This is a genomic window from Streptomyces sp. CA-111067, assembly GCF_050956065.1.
Classification (GTDB): domain Bacteria; phylum Actinomycetota; class Actinomycetes; order Streptomycetales; family Streptomycetaceae; genus Actinacidiphila.
Genome location: NZ_CP192103.1, coordinates 7,520,675 through 7,539,155 on the forward strand (window position 1 = coordinate 7,520,675; position 18,481 = coordinate 7,539,155).

General features: G+C 73.5%; 8 protein-coding genes. All 8 read right to left on the bottom strand.

What is annotated here, in order from left to right; genetic code table 11:
- Positions 1–2 precede the first annotated feature (2 nt).
- Positions 3–7,913 (bottom strand): amino acid adenylation domain-containing protein, encoded by a 7,911-nt coding sequence (locus ACQPW6_RS33285; protein ID WP_433893426.1) that lies wholly within the window; start codon positions 7,911–7,913, stop codon positions 3–5.
- A complete protein-coding gene (locus tag ACQPW6_RS33290) occupies positions 7,910–14,386 on the bottom strand; it encodes an amino acid adenylation domain-containing protein (RefSeq protein ID WP_433894739.1) in 6,477 nt (2,158 codons plus the stop codon). Before ACQPW6_RS33290 ends, ACQPW6_RS33285 begins: the two co-directional genes overlap by 4 nt.
- Before the next feature lie 113 nt (positions 14,387–14,499).
- Positions 14,500–15,216, bottom strand: a complete 717-nt coding sequence (locus tag ACQPW6_RS33295) for a 2-hydroxychromene-2-carboxylate isomerase (protein WP_433893427.1) — start codon at positions 15,214–15,216, stop codon at positions 14,500–14,502.
- 27 nt (positions 15,217–15,243) lie between these two features.
- On the bottom strand, positions 15,244–16,026 hold the full coding sequence (gene fabG / locus ACQPW6_RS33300) for a 3-oxoacyl-[acyl-carrier-protein] reductase (protein WP_433893428.1): 783 nt from the start codon (positions 16,024–16,026) through the stop codon (positions 15,244–15,246).
- A 32-nt stretch (positions 16,027–16,058) separates the two neighbouring features.
- Positions 16,059–16,556 (bottom strand): 3-hydroxyacyl-ACP dehydratase FabZ family protein, encoded by a 498-nt coding sequence (locus tag ACQPW6_RS33305; protein WP_433893429.1) that lies wholly within the window; start codon positions 16,554–16,556, stop codon positions 16,059–16,061.
- Complete coding sequence (locus tag ACQPW6_RS33310; protein ID WP_433893430.1) at positions 16,553–17,056, bottom strand: 3-hydroxyacyl-ACP dehydratase FabZ family protein; 504 nt, start codon at positions 17,054–17,056, stop codon at positions 16,553–16,555. Before ACQPW6_RS33310 ends, ACQPW6_RS33305 begins: the two co-directional genes overlap by 4 nt.
- Positions 17,053–17,328: an acyl carrier protein gene (locus tag ACQPW6_RS33315; RefSeq protein ID WP_433893431.1), complete on the bottom strand. Its 276-nt coding sequence runs from the start codon at positions 17,326–17,328 to the stop codon at positions 17,053–17,055. Before ACQPW6_RS33315 ends, ACQPW6_RS33310 begins: the two co-directional genes overlap by 4 nt.
- A gap of 54 nt (positions 17,329–17,382) precedes the next feature.
- On the bottom strand, positions 17,383–18,480 hold the full coding sequence (locus ACQPW6_RS33320) for a beta-ketoacyl synthase N-terminal-like domain-containing protein (RefSeq protein WP_433893432.1): 1,098 nt from the start codon (positions 18,478–18,480) through the stop codon (positions 17,383–17,385).
- Between the last annotated feature and the right edge of the window lies 1 nt (position 18,481).

The following is an 18,481-nucleotide window of genomic DNA, read 5'->3' on the forward strand; positions in this document are numbered from 1 at the left end:
CGTCAGCCGCTCCATTCTTCGTCGAGCTCGTCGTCCTCTGGCCCGTCGCTCTCGAGGTCGCCCGCGAGCTCGCCCTCCAGCGCGTCGATCTGCTCCTGCGTCATGGACACCAGGGCGAGGTCGGACGGGGTGGCGCCGCCGGTGCCGCCCTGCTCGACGTGCGCGATCAGGGCGTCGAGCACCCGCCCCCAGGTCTCCATCAGGTCGCGCACGTCGGACTCGGCGAACAGCGTCTCCGGCCACGACCAGGCCGCCGCCAGCCGCGGGCCGCCGGCGTGCTCCCTGGTCAGCGCGTTCAGCTCCAGGCTGTGCGCCATCGGCGCGTCCCGGTCCTGGAGGCCCGGCACGTGCTCGGGCGCCGGCGACCAGTCGGCCGGGCCTTGCGAGCCCGCCGCGACCCGGCCCAGGTAGTTGAAGCCGATCTGCCGGGGCAGCGCGTCGGAGAGCACCGCGGCGGTCTCCAGGTTCAGATGCCGCAGCATGCCGAAGCCCAGGCCCTTGTCGGGCAGCCCGCGCAGCTGCTCCTTGACCCGCTTGATCGCGTCGCCCGCGGTCTCGCCGCCGGCCCACAGGTCGTCCCAGTCGAGCGGCCCCGGGTCCAGGCGCACCGGGAAGATGCTGGTGAACCAGCCGACCGTCCGCGACAGGTCGACACCCTCGACGAACTCCTCGCGGCCGTGCCCCTCCAGGTCCACCAGCACGGCGGTGTCCTCGTCACCCGCCCGGCGCCGCCGCCAGTCCGCGACGGCCAGCGCCAGCGCGGCCAGCAGCACGTCGTTGACGCCGGCGTTGAAGGCGCTCGGCACGGTGGTGAGCAGCGAGGAGGTGGTCTCCGGCGGAAGCTCCTGGGCGACGTAGCGCAGGCTGCCCATCACATCCTGCGTCGGGTCCAGCGGCCGGTCGCCGAGCAGCACGTCGGGCGTGTCGAGGATCCCCTGCCACAGCGGCATCTCCGCCGCGCGCCTGGTGTCGTGCGCGCCGCTCACCAGGTGCTCGGCCCAGCGCTTGAACGAGGTTCCCACCGGCGGGAGTTGCGGCTTCGTGCCGGCCGACACGGCACTCCAGGCGGTGGCCAGGTCGCCGGTCAGGATCCGCCAGGTCACGCCGTCCACGATCAGGTGGTGCAGCACCAGCAGCAGCCGGCCGCGCTCGGCCGGCCCGGCGTCGAACCACACCGCCTGGATCATGGCGCCGCCCTCGGGGGCGATCCGGTCGCCGGCCGACTCGATCTCCGCGGCGAGCAGCGCGGCCCGCTCGTCGGCACCGAGCCCGGTCACGTCGAGCCGGGAGATCCGGTCGGCGGCCTTGCAGGCGCCGGCGGGCAGCACCTCCAGCTCCCAGGGGCCGCCGCCGTCCGGGCGGACCAGCCGCATCCGCAGCGCGTCATGGTGGTCGAGCAGCGCCTGCACGGTGGCCGTCAGCTGCTCGGCGGTCATCCCGGCCGGCGCGTGCAGGTACGAGGTCTGCGAGAACCTGCCGATGGGGCCGCCGCGTTCGCGCATCTCGTGGATGATCGGCGTGAGCGGCACCTTGCCGATCCCGGTGTCCGCGGCCTTGCTCACCTCGCCGCCCACCGCGCCGGCCGCGGCCGCGATGGCCTCGACCGTCTTGTGCTGGAACACCATCCGGGGCGCGATCGACAGACCGGCCTTGCGGGCCCGGCTCACCAGCTGGATGGAGACGATGCTGTCGCCGCCCAGGTCGAAGAAGTTGGCGTCGATTCCGACCTGGGGGAGCTTCAGCAGCTCCGCGAACAGCCCGCACAGGATCTCCTCCTGCGGGGTGCGCGGCGCCCGGATCGCGGCCCGCGCGGTGAACTCCGGTGCGGGCAGCGCCTTGCGGTCCAGCTTGCCGTTGGACGTCAGCGGCAGCTCGGCCAGCGACACCAGGGCGGCCGGCACCATGTACTCGGGCAGCACGTCGGCCAGCGCCTTGCGCAGCACGGCGGTGTCCACCTCGGCGCCCGCGGTCGCGGGCACCACGTAGCCGACCAGCTGCCGCCGGCCCGGCTCGTCCTCGCGGACAGTTGCGGCGGCCCGGTCCACCTCGGGCTGCGCGGCCAGCACGGCCTCGATCTCGCCGAGTTCGATCCGGAAGCCGCGGATCTTGACCTGGTCGTCGGTGCGGCCGAGGTACTGGAGTTCGCCGTCGGCCAGCCACCTGACCAGGTCGCCGGTGCGGTACATCCGGGTGCCGGCCGGGCCGAACGGGTCGGCGAGGAAGCGCTCGGCGGTCAGCGCGGGGCGGTTCAGGTAGCCGCGGCCCAACTGGTAGCCCGACACGTACAGTTCGCCGGCCACGCCGGGGGCGACCGGCCGCAGCGCCGCGTCCAGGACGTAGGCACGGGTGTTCCACACCGGGCGGCCGATCGGCGCGCTGCGGCCGTCCGTCCCTCCGGTCACGCCCCCGGTGGTGACGCGGCCTGCCACCGACTGGATCGAGGTCTCGGTCGGCCCGTAGACGTTGACCACCGAGGCGTCCCAGGCGGCGGCGACCTCCGCGGCCAGCGCCGCGGGCAGCGCCTCACCGCCGGACAGCAGCACCCGGATGCCCCGGCCGCGCTCGTCCAGCGGCATCGCCGCGAGCAGCGACGGCACGAACTGCGCGGCGGTCACCCGGTGCCGCACGATGTGCCGCATCAGCTGCTCGGGGTCCCGGCCGGTGTCCTCGGACGCCAGCGCCATCGTGGCGCCGCTCAGCAGCGACAGCCACAGCTCGGCGCCGGCCGCGTCGAAGCTGACCGACGTCCTGGCCAGCATCACGTCGGACTCGGTCAGCCCGGTCGTGTCCAGCAGCCACAGCAGCTGGTTGGTGACCCCGCGCTGGGTGACGACGACGCCCTTGGGGGTGCCGGTGGAGCCCGAGGTGTAGATCACGTACGCCGGGTGCCGGGCCTCGATCGGCGCGGTCCTGGCGTCGTCGGCCAGGTCGCCGTCCGGCTGGCTCTCGATCGCCGCGAGCGTCCGCGGGTCGTCCAGCAGCAGCGCCCCGGCCGGCTCGCCGAGCCCGGTGCGGCTCGTGGTGAGCAGCAGGGCGGGGGAGGCGTCGGTGACCATCTGGGCGATCCGGTCGGCCGGGTAGGCCGGGTCGACCGGCAGGTAGGCGGCGCCGGTCTTGGCGACGGCGACCAGCCCGGTGATCAGGTCGGCCGAGCGGGGCAGCGCCAGCGCCACCGTCTGCTCGGGACCGGCCCCGCGTTCGACCAGCAGCCGCGCCAACCGGTTGGCGCGCGCGTTGAGTTCGGCGTAGGACACCGCCGAGTCCCCGTACACCACGGCGGTGTTGTCCGGGGTGCGGGCGACCTGCGCCTCGAAGAGCGCGGGCAGCGTGGTGTCCGGCACGGCGTGCGCGGTGTCGTTCCAGTGGCGCAGTACGAGGTCGCGCTCGCCGGCGTCCAGGACGTCGATCCGGCTGAGCGGGCGGGCCGGGTCGGCGACCACGGCCTCCAGGACCCGGGTCAGCCGGGTGACCAGCGACCGGGCCGTCTCCTCCTCGAAGAGGTCGGTGCTGTACTGCAGGAACGCCGCGATGCCGGCCGGGCCGCCGTCCTCGGTGAACAGCTCGGTGAGGTCGACCGCGAGGTCCACCTTGCTGGTGGCGATGTCCAGCGGCTGGTGCGCGGCCTCGACGCCCGGCAGGCCGAGCACCGGGCTCGGGTTGTTCTGTAGCGCCAGCATCACCTGGAAGAGGGGGTGCCGGGCGGTGGAGCGCTCCGGGTTGAGGACGTCCACCAGCCGCTCGAAGGGCAGGTCCTGGTGGGCGTAGGCGGCGAGGTCGGTGTCCCGGACGCGGGTCAGGAGCTGCTGGAAGGTGGGGTCGCCGGTGGTGTCGGTGCGCAGCACGAGGGTGTTGACGAAGAACCCGACGAGGTCGTCGAGGGCTTCGTCGGTGCGTCCCGCGGTGGGGGTGCCGAGCGGGATGTCGGTGCCGGCGCCGAGCCGGGTGAGCAGGGTGGCCAGGGCTGCCTGGATGACCATGAAGAGGCTGGCGCCGTTGCCCCGGGCCAGCGCCGTCAGTGACGCCTGGAGTTCGGGGGTGAGGTCGAAGTGCACGGCGCCGCCGCGGCCCGAGGTCTGGGCGGGCCGGATGCGGTCGGTGGGAAGGGCCAGCTCCTCGGGCAGATCGGCCAACTGCTGCGACCAGTAGGCGAGTTGCTTTGCCAGCGGGCTGCTCGGGTCGTCCTCGGCACCGAGGGTGTCGTGCTGCCAGAGGGTGTAGTCGGCGTACTGGACGGGCAGCGGCGCCCACTGCGGTGCCTCGCCGATCGTCCTGGCGGCGTAGGCGGTGGACAGGTCGCGGGCCAGCGGGGCCAGCGACCAGCCGTCGGCGGCGATGTGGTGGATGGTCAGCAGCAGCACGCTGTCGGCCTCGCCCTCCCCCTCGCCGAGCGTGAACAGGTGGGCCCGCAGCGGCAGTTCGGCGCTGAGGTCGAACCCGCGGGCCGCCTCCGCGTCGAGCGCGCCGGGCAGGCCGGCCTCGGTGGTGGCGGTCCGGCCGAGTGCGAGGTCCGCCTCGGCGCGTACGACCTGCCGGGGCACGCCGTCGATCTCCGGGAAGACCGTCCGCAGGCTCTCGTGCCGGCCGGCCACGTCCCGCAGCGCCGACTCCAGCGCCGCCGCGTCCACCTGGCCGGTGAGCCGCGCGGAGAAGAAGACGTTGTACTGCGCGCTTCCCTCCGCGAGGCGGTTGAGGAACCACTGCCCGCGTTGTCCGTGCGACAGCGGGACGACCTCGGGCCGCACCATCGGCCGCACGCCGTCCCTGGCCCGGTCGGCGCCGGTCAGCCGGGCCGCGAGCCGGGTGGGGGTGGGGTCCTCGAACAGCGTCCTGATCGCGAGCTCCACGCCGAGCGCGGTGCGGATCCGGGAGACCAGCCGGGTGGCGAGCAGCGAGTGGCCGCCGAGGTCGAAGAAACTGTCGTCGGCGCCGACCCTGGCCACGCCGAGGATGTCGGCGAACAGCCCGCACAGGATGTCCTCCTGCGGGGTGCGCGGCCGGTGGGCGCCCGCGCCGCCGGCGAACTCCGGTGCGGGGAGCGCGGCCCGATCGAGTTTGCCGTTGGCGGTCAGCGGGAGTTGGTCGAGGGCGACGAACGCGGCCGGGACCATGTAGTCGGGCAGCGTCCGCGCGAGGTGGGCGCGCAGCGCCGCCGGGTCGGCGGCCCCGCCCTCGGCCGCGACGACGTAGCCGACCAGGCGCTGGTCACCGGGGGTGTCCTCGCGGGCGATCACCACGTTGTGGGCCACGTCGGGGTGCGCGGCGAGGGCGGTCTCGATCTCGCCCAGCTCGATCCGGAAGCCGCGGACCTTGACCTGGTGGTCGGCGCGCCCGACGAACTCCAGGGCGCCGTCCGCGCGCCGGCGCGCGATGTCGCCGGTGCGGTACATCCGGCTGCCGGGCGTGCCGTACGGGTCGGCGCTGAACCGGGCCGCGGTGAGGTCGGGGCGGCCCAGGTAGCCGCGGGCCAACTGCACGCCCGCGAGGTAGAGTTCGCCGGCCGTGCCGGGGGCGACCGGCCGCAGCGCCGCGTCCAGGACGTACACGCGGGTGTTCCACACCGGGCGGCCGATCGGCACCGGGCCGGTCGGGTCGTCGGCGGCGCAGGCCCAGTGGGTCACGTCGACGGCGGCCTCGGTCGGCCCGTACAGGTTGTGCAGCCCGGTGCCGCCGAGGACGGTGAAGAACCGCTCCCGCAGGTCACCGGCCAGCGCCTCGCCGCTGGAGACCACCCGGCGCAGCCCCGTGCAGCGCGCGGCGGCCGGCTCCTGGAGGAAGGCGTGCAGCATCGACGGCACGAAGTGCGCGGTGGTGACCTGCTCGGCGCTGATCAGCTCGGCCAGGTACGCGGGGTCGCGGTGCCCGCCGGGCCTGGCCACCACGAGGGTCGCGCCCTCGGTGAGGGTCCAGAAGAACTCCCACACCGAGACGTCGAAGCCGGACGGCGTCTTCTGCAACACCCGGTCGGTCTCGGTGAGTCGGTACTGCCCCTGCATCCAGGCCAGCCGGTTGGCGATGGCCTGGTGGGTGACCGTGACGCCCTTGGGGCGGCCGGTGGAGCCCGAGGTGAAGATGGCGTAGGCCGGGTGCGCGGCCGACAGCGGGGCCCGGCGCTCGGCGTCGGTCACACCGCCGTCCTGCTGGCGCGCCTGCGCGGCCAGGCAGTCGGGGCCGTCGAGCACCAGCGTCTCGACGGCGTGCCCGTCCAGGGCGCCCGTCGGGGTGGCCAGCGTGGTGAGCAGCAGGCGCGGCGCGGACTGCCGGAGGATGTAGCCGATCCGGTCGGCCGGGTAGTCCGGGTCCACCGGCACGTAGGCGGCCCCGGTCTTCAGCACCGCGAGCAGCGCCACGATCAGCTCGGCCGAGCGCGGCACGGCCAGCGCCACGAACTGCTCGGGGCCCGCGCCGCGTTCGATCAGCAGCCGGGCCAACCGGTTGGCGCGCGCGTCGAGTTCACCGTAGGACAGCCGCTCGCCCTCGAACAGCACGGCGGTGCGCTCCGGCGCCCGCGCGGCCCACGCCTCGAACAGGGCCGGCAGCGTGCCCTCCGGCACCTGGTGGGCGGTGTCGTTCCAGGTCTCCAGCACCCGCTGGCGCTCGGCCGGTTCGAGCACGTCGATCCGCCCGGTGCGCTGATCGGGGTCGGCGGCCAGCGCCGCGAAGATCCGCACCAGGCGGCCCGCGACCGCCCGCACCGCGTCCTGGTCGAAGAGGTCGGGGCGGTAGCCGAAGCGCAGCCGGATCCGCTCGCCCGGGTAGGCGATCAGGCTCAGCGGGTAGTGGGTGGCGTCGTGCCCCGAGAAACCGGAGACGCGCACGCCCCCGACGGTCTTCTCCAAGGCGTCGGAATCCAGCGGGTAGTTCTCGAAGACGGCCAGGGTGTCGAACAGCGCGCCGACCCCGGACTGCCGCTGGATCTCGGTCAGTCCGAGGTGCTGGTGCTCGATCAGGCCGGTCTGCTGGTCCTGGAGCCGGGCGAGATAGCCGCCCACCGGCTCGGCCGGGTCGAGCCTGGCCCGGACCGGCAGGGTGTTGATGAACAGCCCCACCATAGTCTCCACGCCCGGCAGTTCCGGCGGCCGGCCGGCCACGGTGGCGCCGAACAGCACGTCGTCCCGGCCGGTGAGCGAGCCGAGCAGCAGGCCCCAGGCGCCCTGCACCAGGGTGTTCATCGTCCAGCCGCGGCTGCGGGACAGCGCGGTGAGCGCGGCCGTCAGCTCCGCGGGCAGCTCGGCGGTCAGCTCGCGCGGCGCCACCGCCACCCCGCTGCTCGCGCCCGGCGCCAGCAGCGTCGGCTCGGTGACGCCGTCGAGCGCCCGCCGCCAGGCCCGCTCGGCCGCCGGACGGTCCTGCGCCGCCAGCCAGGACAGGTAGTCGCGGTAAGGGGTGACCTTCGGCAGCCCGGCGGGGTCGCCGGCGCTCTCGTACAGCGCGAACAGGTCGTTGACCAGCAGCGGGAAGGACCAGCCGTCGAGCAGGATGTGGTGCAGCGAGATCACCAGGTGGTGCCGGTCCGCGGCCAGCCTGACCAGGTTGAAGCGGACCAGTGGCGGCCGGGTCAGGTCGAAGCGCCGGGCGCGGTCCTCGTCGAGCAGCCGGGTGAGCGCCGCGTCACGGGCGGACCTCGGCAGGTCGGCGAGGTCGGTCTCCCGCCACTCCGGTGCGGCCTGCCGGGGGATCACCTGCACCGGGCGGCTGAGCTTCTCGTGCCGGAAGGCGGCCCGCAGGTTCGGGTAGCGGTCCAGCAGTGCCTGCCCGGCGGCCCGCAGCGCGGCCGGGTCGAGCGGTCCTTCGAGGTCGAAGCCGAGCTGCACCGTGTAGGCGTCGACGGCCCCCTCGTCGTACAGGCCGAGGAAGAGGATGCCCTCTTGCAGCGGGGACAGGGGCAGAACGTCAGCAAGTCCCGACGTACTCATGAGGAGTTCCTCCACTCGGATTCCAACAAGTCGATTTCGGCCTGCGACAGGGACACCAGCGGAAGGTCCGAGGGTGTCCAGCCGCTGGCACCGGCCCGGCCCGCGTGGGCGGTCAGCGCGTCGAGCGCGTCGAACCAGGACTCGGCGAGGGCGCGGACGTGCGTCTCGGCCAGCACCCCGTCCGGCCAGGACCAGACGGCCTCAAGCCGCGGCCCGTCGGCGGTGTTCCGGGTCACCGCGTTGACTTCGAGGCAGTGCGCGAGCGGCATGGCCGCGTCCGCGCCGGCGCTCAGCACGTCCGCCAGCGGGTCCGCCGTCCAGTCCGGCACCCCGGGGCCTTGCGACGTGTCGAAGCGGCCCAGGTAGTTGAACGAGATCTGCGGAGCGGGCCGGTCGGCGAGGACCGCGCCGGTCCCGGCGTTGAGGTGCCGGAGCAGCCCGTAGCCGAGGCCGTTGTCCGGCAGCGCCCGCAACTGCTCCTTGACCCGCTTGAGGGCGTCGCCCGCGGCGCTGCCGCCGGCCCTGACGTCGCCCAGGCCGATCGGGCCGGGGTCGAGCCTGACCGGGAACAGGCTGGTGAACCAGCCGACCGTACGGGACAGGTCCACCCCGTCGGCGAACTCCTCCCGGCCGTGCCCCTCCAGGTCGAGCAGCACCGCGCCGCCCGCACCGCCGCCGCCCCGCTGTCGCCGCCAGCTGCCGACGGCCAGCGCCAGCGCGGTCAGCAGCACGTCGTTGACCCGCGCGTTGAACGCGGCCGGGACCGTGGTCAGTACCGGACCCGTCCGCTCGGGCGGCAGGGTCAGGGTGAGCGACCGCGCGCTGCCCGTGGTGTCCCTGGCCGGGTCCAGCGGGCGGCTGCCGAGTAGCGGCTCGTGCTGCCCGGTCATCGCCGTCCACAGCGGGAGTTCGGCGGTCCGCCGCTCGTCGTGCGCGGAGGCCGTCAGGTGCTCGGCCCAGCGGCGGAACGAGGTCCCGACCGGTTGCAGCCCGGCCGGCCGGCCGTCGCGCGCCGCCTGCCAGGCCGCGGCGAGGTCGGGCAGCAGGATTCGCCAGGACACCCCGTCCACGACCAGGTGGTGCAGCGCGAGCAGCAGCCGCCCCGGCCGGCCCGGCCCGGCGTCGAACCAGACCGCCTGGACCATCGATCCCGTCTCCGGGGCCAGCCGGTCCAGCGCCTTGTCCGTCTCCGCCCTGATGACGGCGGGCAGTTCGGCCTCGGTGCGGGACGACACGTCGGCCCGCACCACGCAGCAGGCGGCCTCGACCGCGCCGCGCGGCCCGACCTCCAGCTGCCAGTCGCTGCCGCCCGCCGGGCGGTTCAGCCGCATCCGCAGCGCGTCGTGGTGGTCGAGCAGCGTGCCGAGCGCGGTGGTCAGGGGTTCGAGGCCGAGCCCCGTCGGCACCCGGATCAGCGTCGTCTGGCTGAACCGGCCGACCGGACCGCCGCGCTGCTGCTGCCACTTGATGATGGGGGTGAGCGGGACCGGCCCGGTGCCGCTGTCAGGCGCGGCGCCGGCGGTCCCGCCCACGGCGTCGGCCGCCAGGGTCGCCGAGCCGGCCAGCGCCTCGACCGTGCGGTGCCGGAAGACGTCCCGCGGGGTGATCACCACACCCGCCTTGCGGGCGCCGCTGACCAGCTGGATGGACGCGATGCTGTCGCCGCCCAGGTCGAAGAAGTTGTCGTCGAGGCTCACCTGCGGCACCCCGAGCACCTGCGCGAAGACCTCGCAGAGCAGCCGCTCCCGCTCGGTGCCGGGGGCCCGCCCCGAGCCGGTCCCGCCGCGGTCGGGCGCGGGCAGCGCCTTGCGGTCCAGCTTGCCGTTCGGCGTCAGCGGCAGCTCGTCCAGCGCCACCAGGGCGGCCGGCACCATGTAGTCGGGCAGGCTCTGGCCCGCGTACTTGCGCAGCACGCCGAGGTCGGGAGCCACCGCGCCGGGCGCCGGGACGACATAGCCGACGAGCTGCCGGTGGCCCGGCCGGTCCTCGTGCACCACGACCACGGCCTCGCCGACCCCGTCGTGCCGGGCCAACACCGCCTCCACCTCGGCGAGTTCGATCCGGAAGCCGCGGATCTTGACCTGGCCGTCGGCCCGCCCGGCGTAGCGCAGCTGGCCGTCCGCGGTCCAGGCGACGACGTCGCCGGTGCGGTACATCCGGCTGCCGGGCGGCCCGAAGGGGTCGGCCACGAAGCGCTCGCCGGTCAGCGAGGGCCGGTTGAGGTAGCCGCGGGCCAGGCCGGCGCCCGCGATGTACAGCTCGCCCGGCACCCCGTCGGGCACCAGCCGCAGGCCCTCGTCCAGGACGTACACCCGCGTGTTCCACACCGGGCGGCCGATCGGCGGCGCGGTGGGCGCGGGGGACAGCGGGGCGCTCATCGTGGCCGCGACCGTCGACTCGGTGGGCCCGTAGGCGTTGACCATCCGGCGGCCGGCCGACCAGCGGGCGACCAGTTCGGCCGAGCAGGCCTCGCCGCCGACGATCAGCGTGCGGAACGCGGGCAGTTCGACGGCCGGGACGCTGGCCAGCGCGGCCGGCGGGATCAGCGCGTGCGTGACCTCGTACTCCGCGAGCACGTCGGCCAGCAGCTCGCCGGCCAGCGGCCCCGGCGGCGGCACCACCAGCGCGGCGCCCACCGGCAGGGCCATGCAGACCTCCAGGACGGCCGCGTCGAAGCTGGGGGAGGAGAACTGCAGGATCCGGCTGTCCTGGGCGACGAAGAACCTGGCCACCTCGGTCGCGGAGAAGCTGGCGATGCCGCGGTGCGTCACGGCGACACCCTTCGGCAGCCCGGTGGAGCCTGAGGTGTAGATGACGTAGGCCGGGTGGTCGACGGCCAGCGGCGCGGTGCGCTCGGCGTCCTGGACGTCGTGGCCGGGCCGGGCGGCAAGCTCGGCGAACAGGTCCGCGGTCAGCACCAGTTGCTCGGTGCCGAGGCCCGCGGGCAGGTCGCGCAGGACGTCGGGCGTGGTGATCAGCAGCGCGGGCCCGGCGTCGGTCACCATGAACGTGATGCGCTCGCCCGGGTAGTCGGGGGCCACCGGGAGGTAGGCGGCGCCGGCCTTGAGCACCGCGAGCAGCGAGACGATCATCTCCACCGAGCGCGGCAGCGCGAGCGCCACGGTCTGCTCCGGGCCGATGCCCCGGGCGATCAGCAGCCGCGCCAACCGGTTGGCGCGGGCGTTGAGTTCGGCGTAGGTCAGCTGCCCGCCGGGGAAGACCACGGCGGTGTTCACCGGAGTGCGCGCCACCTGGGCCTCGATCAGCGCGGGCAGCGTGGCCGGCGGCAGCTCGCGCCGGGTGTCGTTGCGCCGTACCAGCACCCGGTCGCGCTCCGCCCCCGACAGCAGTTCGAGCCGGCCGATCCGCTGCGCGGGGTCGGCCACGACCGCGGTCAGGATCCGCACCAGCCGCCGCACCAGGCCCTCGACGGTGACCTCGTCGAACAGCTCGGTGCTGTACTCCACCACGCCCTCGACACCGGCAGGGCCGCCGTCCGCGTCCTGCCGCTCGACCAGGTCGAAGGTCAGGTCGAACTTGGCGGTGGGGGTTCGGCGCTGCTCCAGCTCCCCCTCGATGCCCGGGAGTTCGAGTACCGGGCTCGGGTTGTTCTGCAGCGCCAGCATCACCTGGAACAGCGGGTGGCGGCTGGTGGTGCGCTCGGGGTTGAGCACCTCCACCAGCCGCTCGAAGGGCAGGTCCTGGTGGGCGTAAGCGGCGAGGTCGGTGTCCCGGACCCGGGTCAGCAGCTGCTGGAAGGTGGGGTCGCCGGTGGTGTCGGTGCGCAGCACGAGGGTGTTGACGAAGAAGCCGACGAGGTCGTCCAGGGCCTCGTCGGTGCGGCCCGCGATCGGCGTGCCCAGCGGGATGTCGGTGCCCGCGCCGAGCCGGGTCAGCAGGGTGGCCAGGGCCGCCTGGACGACCATGAAGAGGCTGGCGCCGTTGGCACGGGCCAGGTCGGCCAGTCCGGCCTGGAGCTGCGGGCCGAGCCGGAAGTCCACGGTGCCGCCGCGGCCGGAGCTCTGCGCGGGCCTGGTGCGGTCGGCGGGGAGCGTGAGCTCCTCCGGCAGGCCCGCCAACTGCTGCTTCCAGTAGTCGAGTTGCCTGGCCAGCGGGCTGTCTGGGTCGTCGTCGGCGCCGAGCGTGTGGTGCTGCCAGAGGCTGAAGTCGGCGTACTGCACCGGGAGATCGGCCCAGCCGGGGGCCTCGCCGCGCAGCCGGGCGGCGTAGGCGGTGGACAGGTCGCGGGCCAGCGGGGCCAGCGACCAGCCGTCGGCGGCGATGTGGTGGATGGTCAGCAGCAGTACGTTCTCGGCCGCGCCGATCGTGAACAGGTGGGCGCGCAGCGGCGGTTCGACGGCCAGGTCGAAGCCGCGGCCGGCCTGCGCCGCGAGCGCCGCCGGCAGCCCGGGGCCGGTCACGTCGGAGGCGGTCAGCGTGGTCCGGGCGGTGGCCGGGACCACCTGCCGGGGGATGCCGTCGATCTCCGGGAAGACCGTCCGCAGGCTCTCGTGCCGGCCGGCCAGGTCCCGCAGCGCGGATTCCAGCGCCGCCCGGTCGAGCGTGCCGCGCAGCCGCAGTTCGAAGGCCAGGTTGTAGGAGGCGTCGCCCTCGGAGAACCGGTTCAGGAACCACTGGCCGCGCTGTGCGAAGGACAGCGGGACGGCCTCGGGCCGCTCCGAGCGCGCCACCCCGGCCCGCGCCAGTCCGGCGCCCGCCAGTGTCTCGGCCAGCAGCGCCGGGGTCGGGGTCTCGAACAGGCTGCGCACGGTGAGTTCGACGCCGAGCGTCGAGCGCACCCGGGAGACCAGCCGGGTGGCGAGCAGCGAGTGCCCGCCGAGGTCGAAGAAGCTGTCGTCGATGCCGACGCCGGGGGTGTCGAGCACCTCGGCGAACAGCCCGCACAGGATCTTCTCCTGCGGGGTCCGCGGGCCCCGGCCGCCCGCGCCGCCGGCCCCGGACAGCTCCGGTGCGGGGAGCGCCTTGCGGTCGAGCTTGCCGTTGACGGTCAGCGGCAGCGCGTCGAGCAGGACGCAGGCGGCGGGGACCATGTAGTCGGGCAGGGTCTTCGCGAGGTGGGCGCGCAGCGCGGAGGTGTCAGGGGCGGTCCCGGTGGCGGGCACGGCGTAGGCCACCAGCCGCTGGTCGCCCGGCTGGTCCTCGCGGACGACGACGGCGGCCTGGGCGATCTCGGGGTGGTCGAGCAACACCGCCTCGATCTCGCCGAGTTCGATGCGGAAGCCGCGGATCTTGACCTGGTCGTCGGCGCGGCCGACGAATTCGAGGACGCCGTCCGCCGTGCGGCGGGCGACATCGCCGGTGCGGTACATCCGGCTGCCGGGCTCGCCGTAGGGGTCGGCGAGGAAACGATCCGCCGTCAGTCCCGGGCGGCCCAGATACCCGCGGGCCAGACCCGCCCCGGCCACGTACAGCTCGCCTGCTTCTCCTGCCGGAGCCGGCTGCAAGGCGGAGTCCAGGACATAGGTGCGCAGGTCGGGGATGGGCTGTCCGATGACGCTGCCGGTCGCGGCGGCAGCGGTCGGACGGTCCAGGGCCACGTAGCTGACGTGCACGGTGGTCTCGGTGATCCCGTACATGTTCACCAGCACCGGGGCGGTGTCCGCGTGCCGGGCGTACCAGTCGGCCAGCCGACGCAGGTCCAGGGCCTCGCCGCCGAACACCACATATCGCAGCGCCAACTGACGGCTGATCTGCGGGTGTTCACGGTCGGCCTGCATCAACTGGTAGAACGCCGACGGGGTCTGGTTCAGGACGGTGACCCGCTCCCGGGCCAGCAGGCTCAGGAACTCCTCGGGGGAGCGGCTGACCGCGAACGGCACCACGACCAGCCGGCCGCCGTGCAGCAGCGCGCCCCACAACTCCCAGACGGAGAAGTCGAACGCGAAGGAGTGGAAGAGCGTCCACACGTCGTCCGGGCCGAAACCGAACCAGGGCTCGGTGGCGGTGAACAGCCGGGCGACGTTGCGGTGCGGCACCACCACACCCTTGGGCCGCCCGGTGGAGCCGGAGGTGAAGATGACGTAGGCCGCCGAGTCCCCGGTCAGCGGGCCGGTGCGCTCCTCGGGCGCCACCTCCTGCGGCCCGTAGGAGGACAGGTCCACCTCCAGCAGGTCCGCATCCACCACCAGCACCGGATCGGCGTCCGCGAGGATCATCGCGATCCGCTCCGCCGGGTAATCCGGATCCACCGGGACGTACGCGGCCCCGGACTTCAGCACCGCCAGCACCGCGACGACCAGATCGAGCGACCGGGGCAGCACCAGCGCGACCATCCGCTCCGGCCCGGCACCCCGCTCCATCAGGTACCGGGCCAACCGGTTCGCCCGCGCGTCGAGTTCCGCGTACGACAGCGAGTCCGCGCCGCACACCACCGCGGTGTTCCCCGGCGAACGCCGCACCTGCGCCGCGAACAGCTCCGGCACGGTGGTCGGTGACAGCGCGGACTCCTGCACATCGGACATAGCTGTACGCCTCACAATGAATCGCTGACGAGATCTGATGGCCCTATCCGGACGCTCATCGCCGGGGTGTCACTCGGAATGCGGACAGGCCGTCAGTCGTTCTGTCAGCCGCAGCCGCCGGCATGGCCAGTGTCGCCGCCGGCCGCGGAGAACTGGGGCAGCTCGGCATAGTCCTGCCAAGATCGCTCCACCTCTTCGATCTCCTGGCCCCTGAATGCGGCAACGTAAGGACGAAGTCGCTCGACACCCCAGAACTTCTCCCTTCCGTGCACGAAGAAGGGCACCCCGAACAGGCCGTCCTGATAGGAGGACGTCAGGCACTCCACACCCTGGGCGCGGATCTCGGGGTCGTCGATGGCGTCGGCCAGAAGGGCCGGGCTCAGGCCGATCTGGCCGGCGATCTCGGCCATCGTCTCGCGCTTGGTGATGTCCCGGCTCTCCTCCCAGCGGGCCCGGTAGGTGTGGTCGATGAACTCCCGGCCGCGGCCCTCACGGGCGGCCACCAGATAGGCGAGGTGGGACACCTCCCAATTGGGGTCCTTGTCGATCGGCCAGGTCATCTTCAGGCCACGTTCTTTCGACAGCCGCGCGGTGTCCTGGAGAATGTAGAAATTCTTCGCCCGGGACATCGCCACGATGGGCAGTTCGACGTCCGCCGCGTCCAGCAGCTGCTGGGTGACCGCGTCCGGCTCCCAGAACGGGATCCACTCGATGGCGTCGGCGACGTCCGCGTAACGCTCGGTCAGCTCGCGGTAGGCGAACCACGAGTACGGGCTGCGCAGCGAGAAGTACCAGCGCGGCTGCTTTTTCTTCCTTGCCATGGGAGAACTCCGGTGTGAGGTGGAGCGTCAGATGATGATGCCGCCGTCGATCTGGAACACGGCGCCGGTGATGTAGGAACTCCGCTCGGAGACCAGGAAGGACACCAGGTCGGCGACTTCCTCGGCGCGGCCGAGGCGGCGCAGCGGAATCGACTGGAGTGCCTGCTTCTTGACCTTCTCGTTGAGACCGGCCGTCATGTCGGTCTCGATGAATCCGGGGGCGACCACATTGGCCCGGATTCCGTACCGGCCGACTTCCTTGGCCAGCGAGCGGGAGAAGCCGATGATGCCGGCCTTGGAGGCGGCGTAGTTGGTCTGGGTGGCGTTGCCGTACACCCCCGCCACCGAGGAGATGTTGACGATGGAGCCGGACTTGCGCTTCATCATTTCGAAGATGACCGCGCGGCAGACGTGGTAGACGCCGTTGAGATTGGTGTCGATGACCTGGTTCCAGTCCTCGTCCGGCATCATCAGCAGGGGGTTGTCCCTGGTGATGCCGGCCGAGGTGACGGCCACGTCGACGGGTCCGAGCGCGGCCTCGGTCTCGGCGACGAACGCGCGGACGGAATTGCTGTCCGACACGTCGGTCTTCACCGCCAGCGACCGCACGCCGAGGCCGGCGATCTCCGCGTCGAGTTCCTTGGCCGCCTGGTCGTCGGAGCGGTAGCAGAAACCGATGTCGAATCCGTCCTGGGCCAGCCGCAGCGCGGTCGCCCGGCCGATTCCGCGCGAGCCGCCGCTGACCAGAGCGACCTTGGTGGCGGGGGATTCCGCGGCTTCCGCGGCCGGGGATTGCGTGTTCTCGGACATGTGCTTGCCTTTCTGCTCTTGCGGGCTACCCGTTACCCGGGGCTGTTCGTCTGCGGGTGGGCCGGCCGGAGCTGGCCGCCGGGGCGGAAGGCCATCACCATGTGCGAGAGCCGCATCACGACATCCCAGCCGACCAGGCTCTCGCCCTCGAAGATGACCGCGTCGGACAGCGCCCTGACCACCCGCACCCGGTGCTCCAGCACGTCCCCCGGGCAGACCGGGCGCAGGAACTCCACGCCCGACATCGCGCCGGCCAGCATCACCTGGTCGGACAGGCCCGCCGCGGCGGTGCCCGGCTGGACGGCGAGCAGCCCGGCGGCCTGTCCCCAGGACTCGACCAGCAGCGTCTGCGGATAGCTGAACTGCTCTTCGACCGCGTCCTCGCCCAGCGCCTGGTACCAGGGCTCGTTGCAGGTCACGGCTTTGAGGGCGACCAGGCTCTCGCCGGGGACCAGTTCGAGCACCCGGTCCACCAGCAGCATCGGATACCGGTGCGGGAGCAGCCCCTTGATCTCGGCGGCGTTGATCACGCGGCCCCTCCCGTCCCGTACCGCAGCCGGACCTTCGCGGCCACGCCGCGGTCGGTGGACGCCTGCGCCTCGCACTTCCAACCGTCGTCCAGGGCTGTCCACTTGATGTCGATGCCGAGCAGGTCGCCGGGGAACACCGCGCCGACGAAGCGCGCGGAGTCCAGCGACGTGAGGGTGAGTCCCGCGCCCGGCCGGGCGCCGCCGCCCGGCGCGGTGGCGAGCGCCGAGCGGTGCACGCACTCCACGACGCACACGCCGGGGAAGATCGGGAAGTCCGGGTAGTGGCCGGCGAACACCGGCTCCGCGGCGGCGATGTGCACTTCGGCGCGGGCTCGCGGCGCGCTCGGGTCGGCGCTGCCGGCTCGCACCACCCGGATGGCGGCGCGCACCGGACTGACTGCGCCGCCCCCGTCCACGACGTCCGCCGCGCCGCCCCCGTCCACGACGTCCGCCGCGCCGCTTCCCTCCACCGCGTTGCCGGCGGTCGCCGCCGCCGTCACGACGCGGGGAGCTTCTGCACCAGCAGGTCGTGGGCCTGCTGGAGGGAGACCACGGCGCGCAGCTCGGACTCGGCGAACTTGACCCCGTACTTCTTCTCCAGCGCGACGACGACTTCCAGCGCCATCAGGGAGTCCACCTCGAGGTCCTCCATGAAGTGCGCCTCGTCCGTGACGTCGGCGGACTCGATGTCGAGGATGCCGGCGACGGTCTCGCGCAACTCCTCCTTGTCAAGACCGGCGGCGGCACCGGTGTCAGGCGGTGAGATCGACATGGGTGAATTCCCTTCTCGGCAGGCTCGGTTGGTGGGACGGACAGGTCGGACGGGTCACAGCAGGCGCAGCAGGGCGCAGGCCAGCACGCCGTCCCGGTCCACCGAGGTGATGAGGGCGACGCGGCCGCGGGCCTGCGGGTCGTCGCGTGCGGTGCTGAGGACGGAGACGATCTGGAACGACGCGGTCGCGGCGGCGGTGTCACCGATCGGACCGGGGGAGGGGATACGGCGCGGATGCCGGCCGTGGAACACCTCCTGGTGCGCCTGCCGCTCCCGCTCGCCGGCGACGCCGGCCGGCGCGGACGGCGAGACGGCCCAGATGTCGTCGGGGGTGAGGTCGGCGCGGGCCAGCGCGCGGCGGACGCACTGGGCGAGGGAGTCGGCGATGCCGCCGGGCCCGACGACCGCGGAGGTCACGGAGATGACCTCGGCGAGCCCGGTCCCGTCCGGGAGGGTGTCGGCCGGCTCCACCCGCAGGACGGCGCAGCCCTCGCCGAGCACCGAGGCGCCCTCGTCGGCGGTGCGGGTGTGCCATTCGAGCCAGGAGCGGGCGGTCGAATACTCCTCGACGGCGCCGCACAGCACGGTCTGCGCGCGGCCCGAAGCGAGCAGCCTGCGGGCGTAGTTGAGGGCCAGCAGGCCCGATGCGCGGCCGGCGGCGACGGTGGTGTTGGGGCCCTTCAGGCCGTACCAGATCGCGCACTGGCCCGCCGCGCAGTTCATGATGGCGTTCGGGATGTGCGAGGGGTCGATGTAGAACGGCTTCTCGTGCACCAGCGTGTCGCGGGTGATGTCCATCATGCTCTGCGCGCTGCCGGTGGTGGTTCCCAGCACCAGGGCCACCCCCTCGCCCGCCTCGGCGACGGCCTCCGCGCCGCCGGCGCTCTGCGCGATCAGCTCCCTGACGGTGGTGACGGCAAGACCCGTCACCCGGTCCATCGAGCGGGTGCCCTTCTTGCCGAGCACCTCCTTGATCACGAACCCCGGTACCAGGCAGGCGTGTTCGTCGGGGCCGTCCCACTCCTGGCCGTCGAGCACCGCCACCGTGGGGCGGCCGGTCCTGGCGCCCTCGGCGAAGGCGTCCCGGCCGATGCCGAACGGCGACACCGCCGACCACCCGGTGATCACCGGGCGGCGTACCGCCGTTGCCACC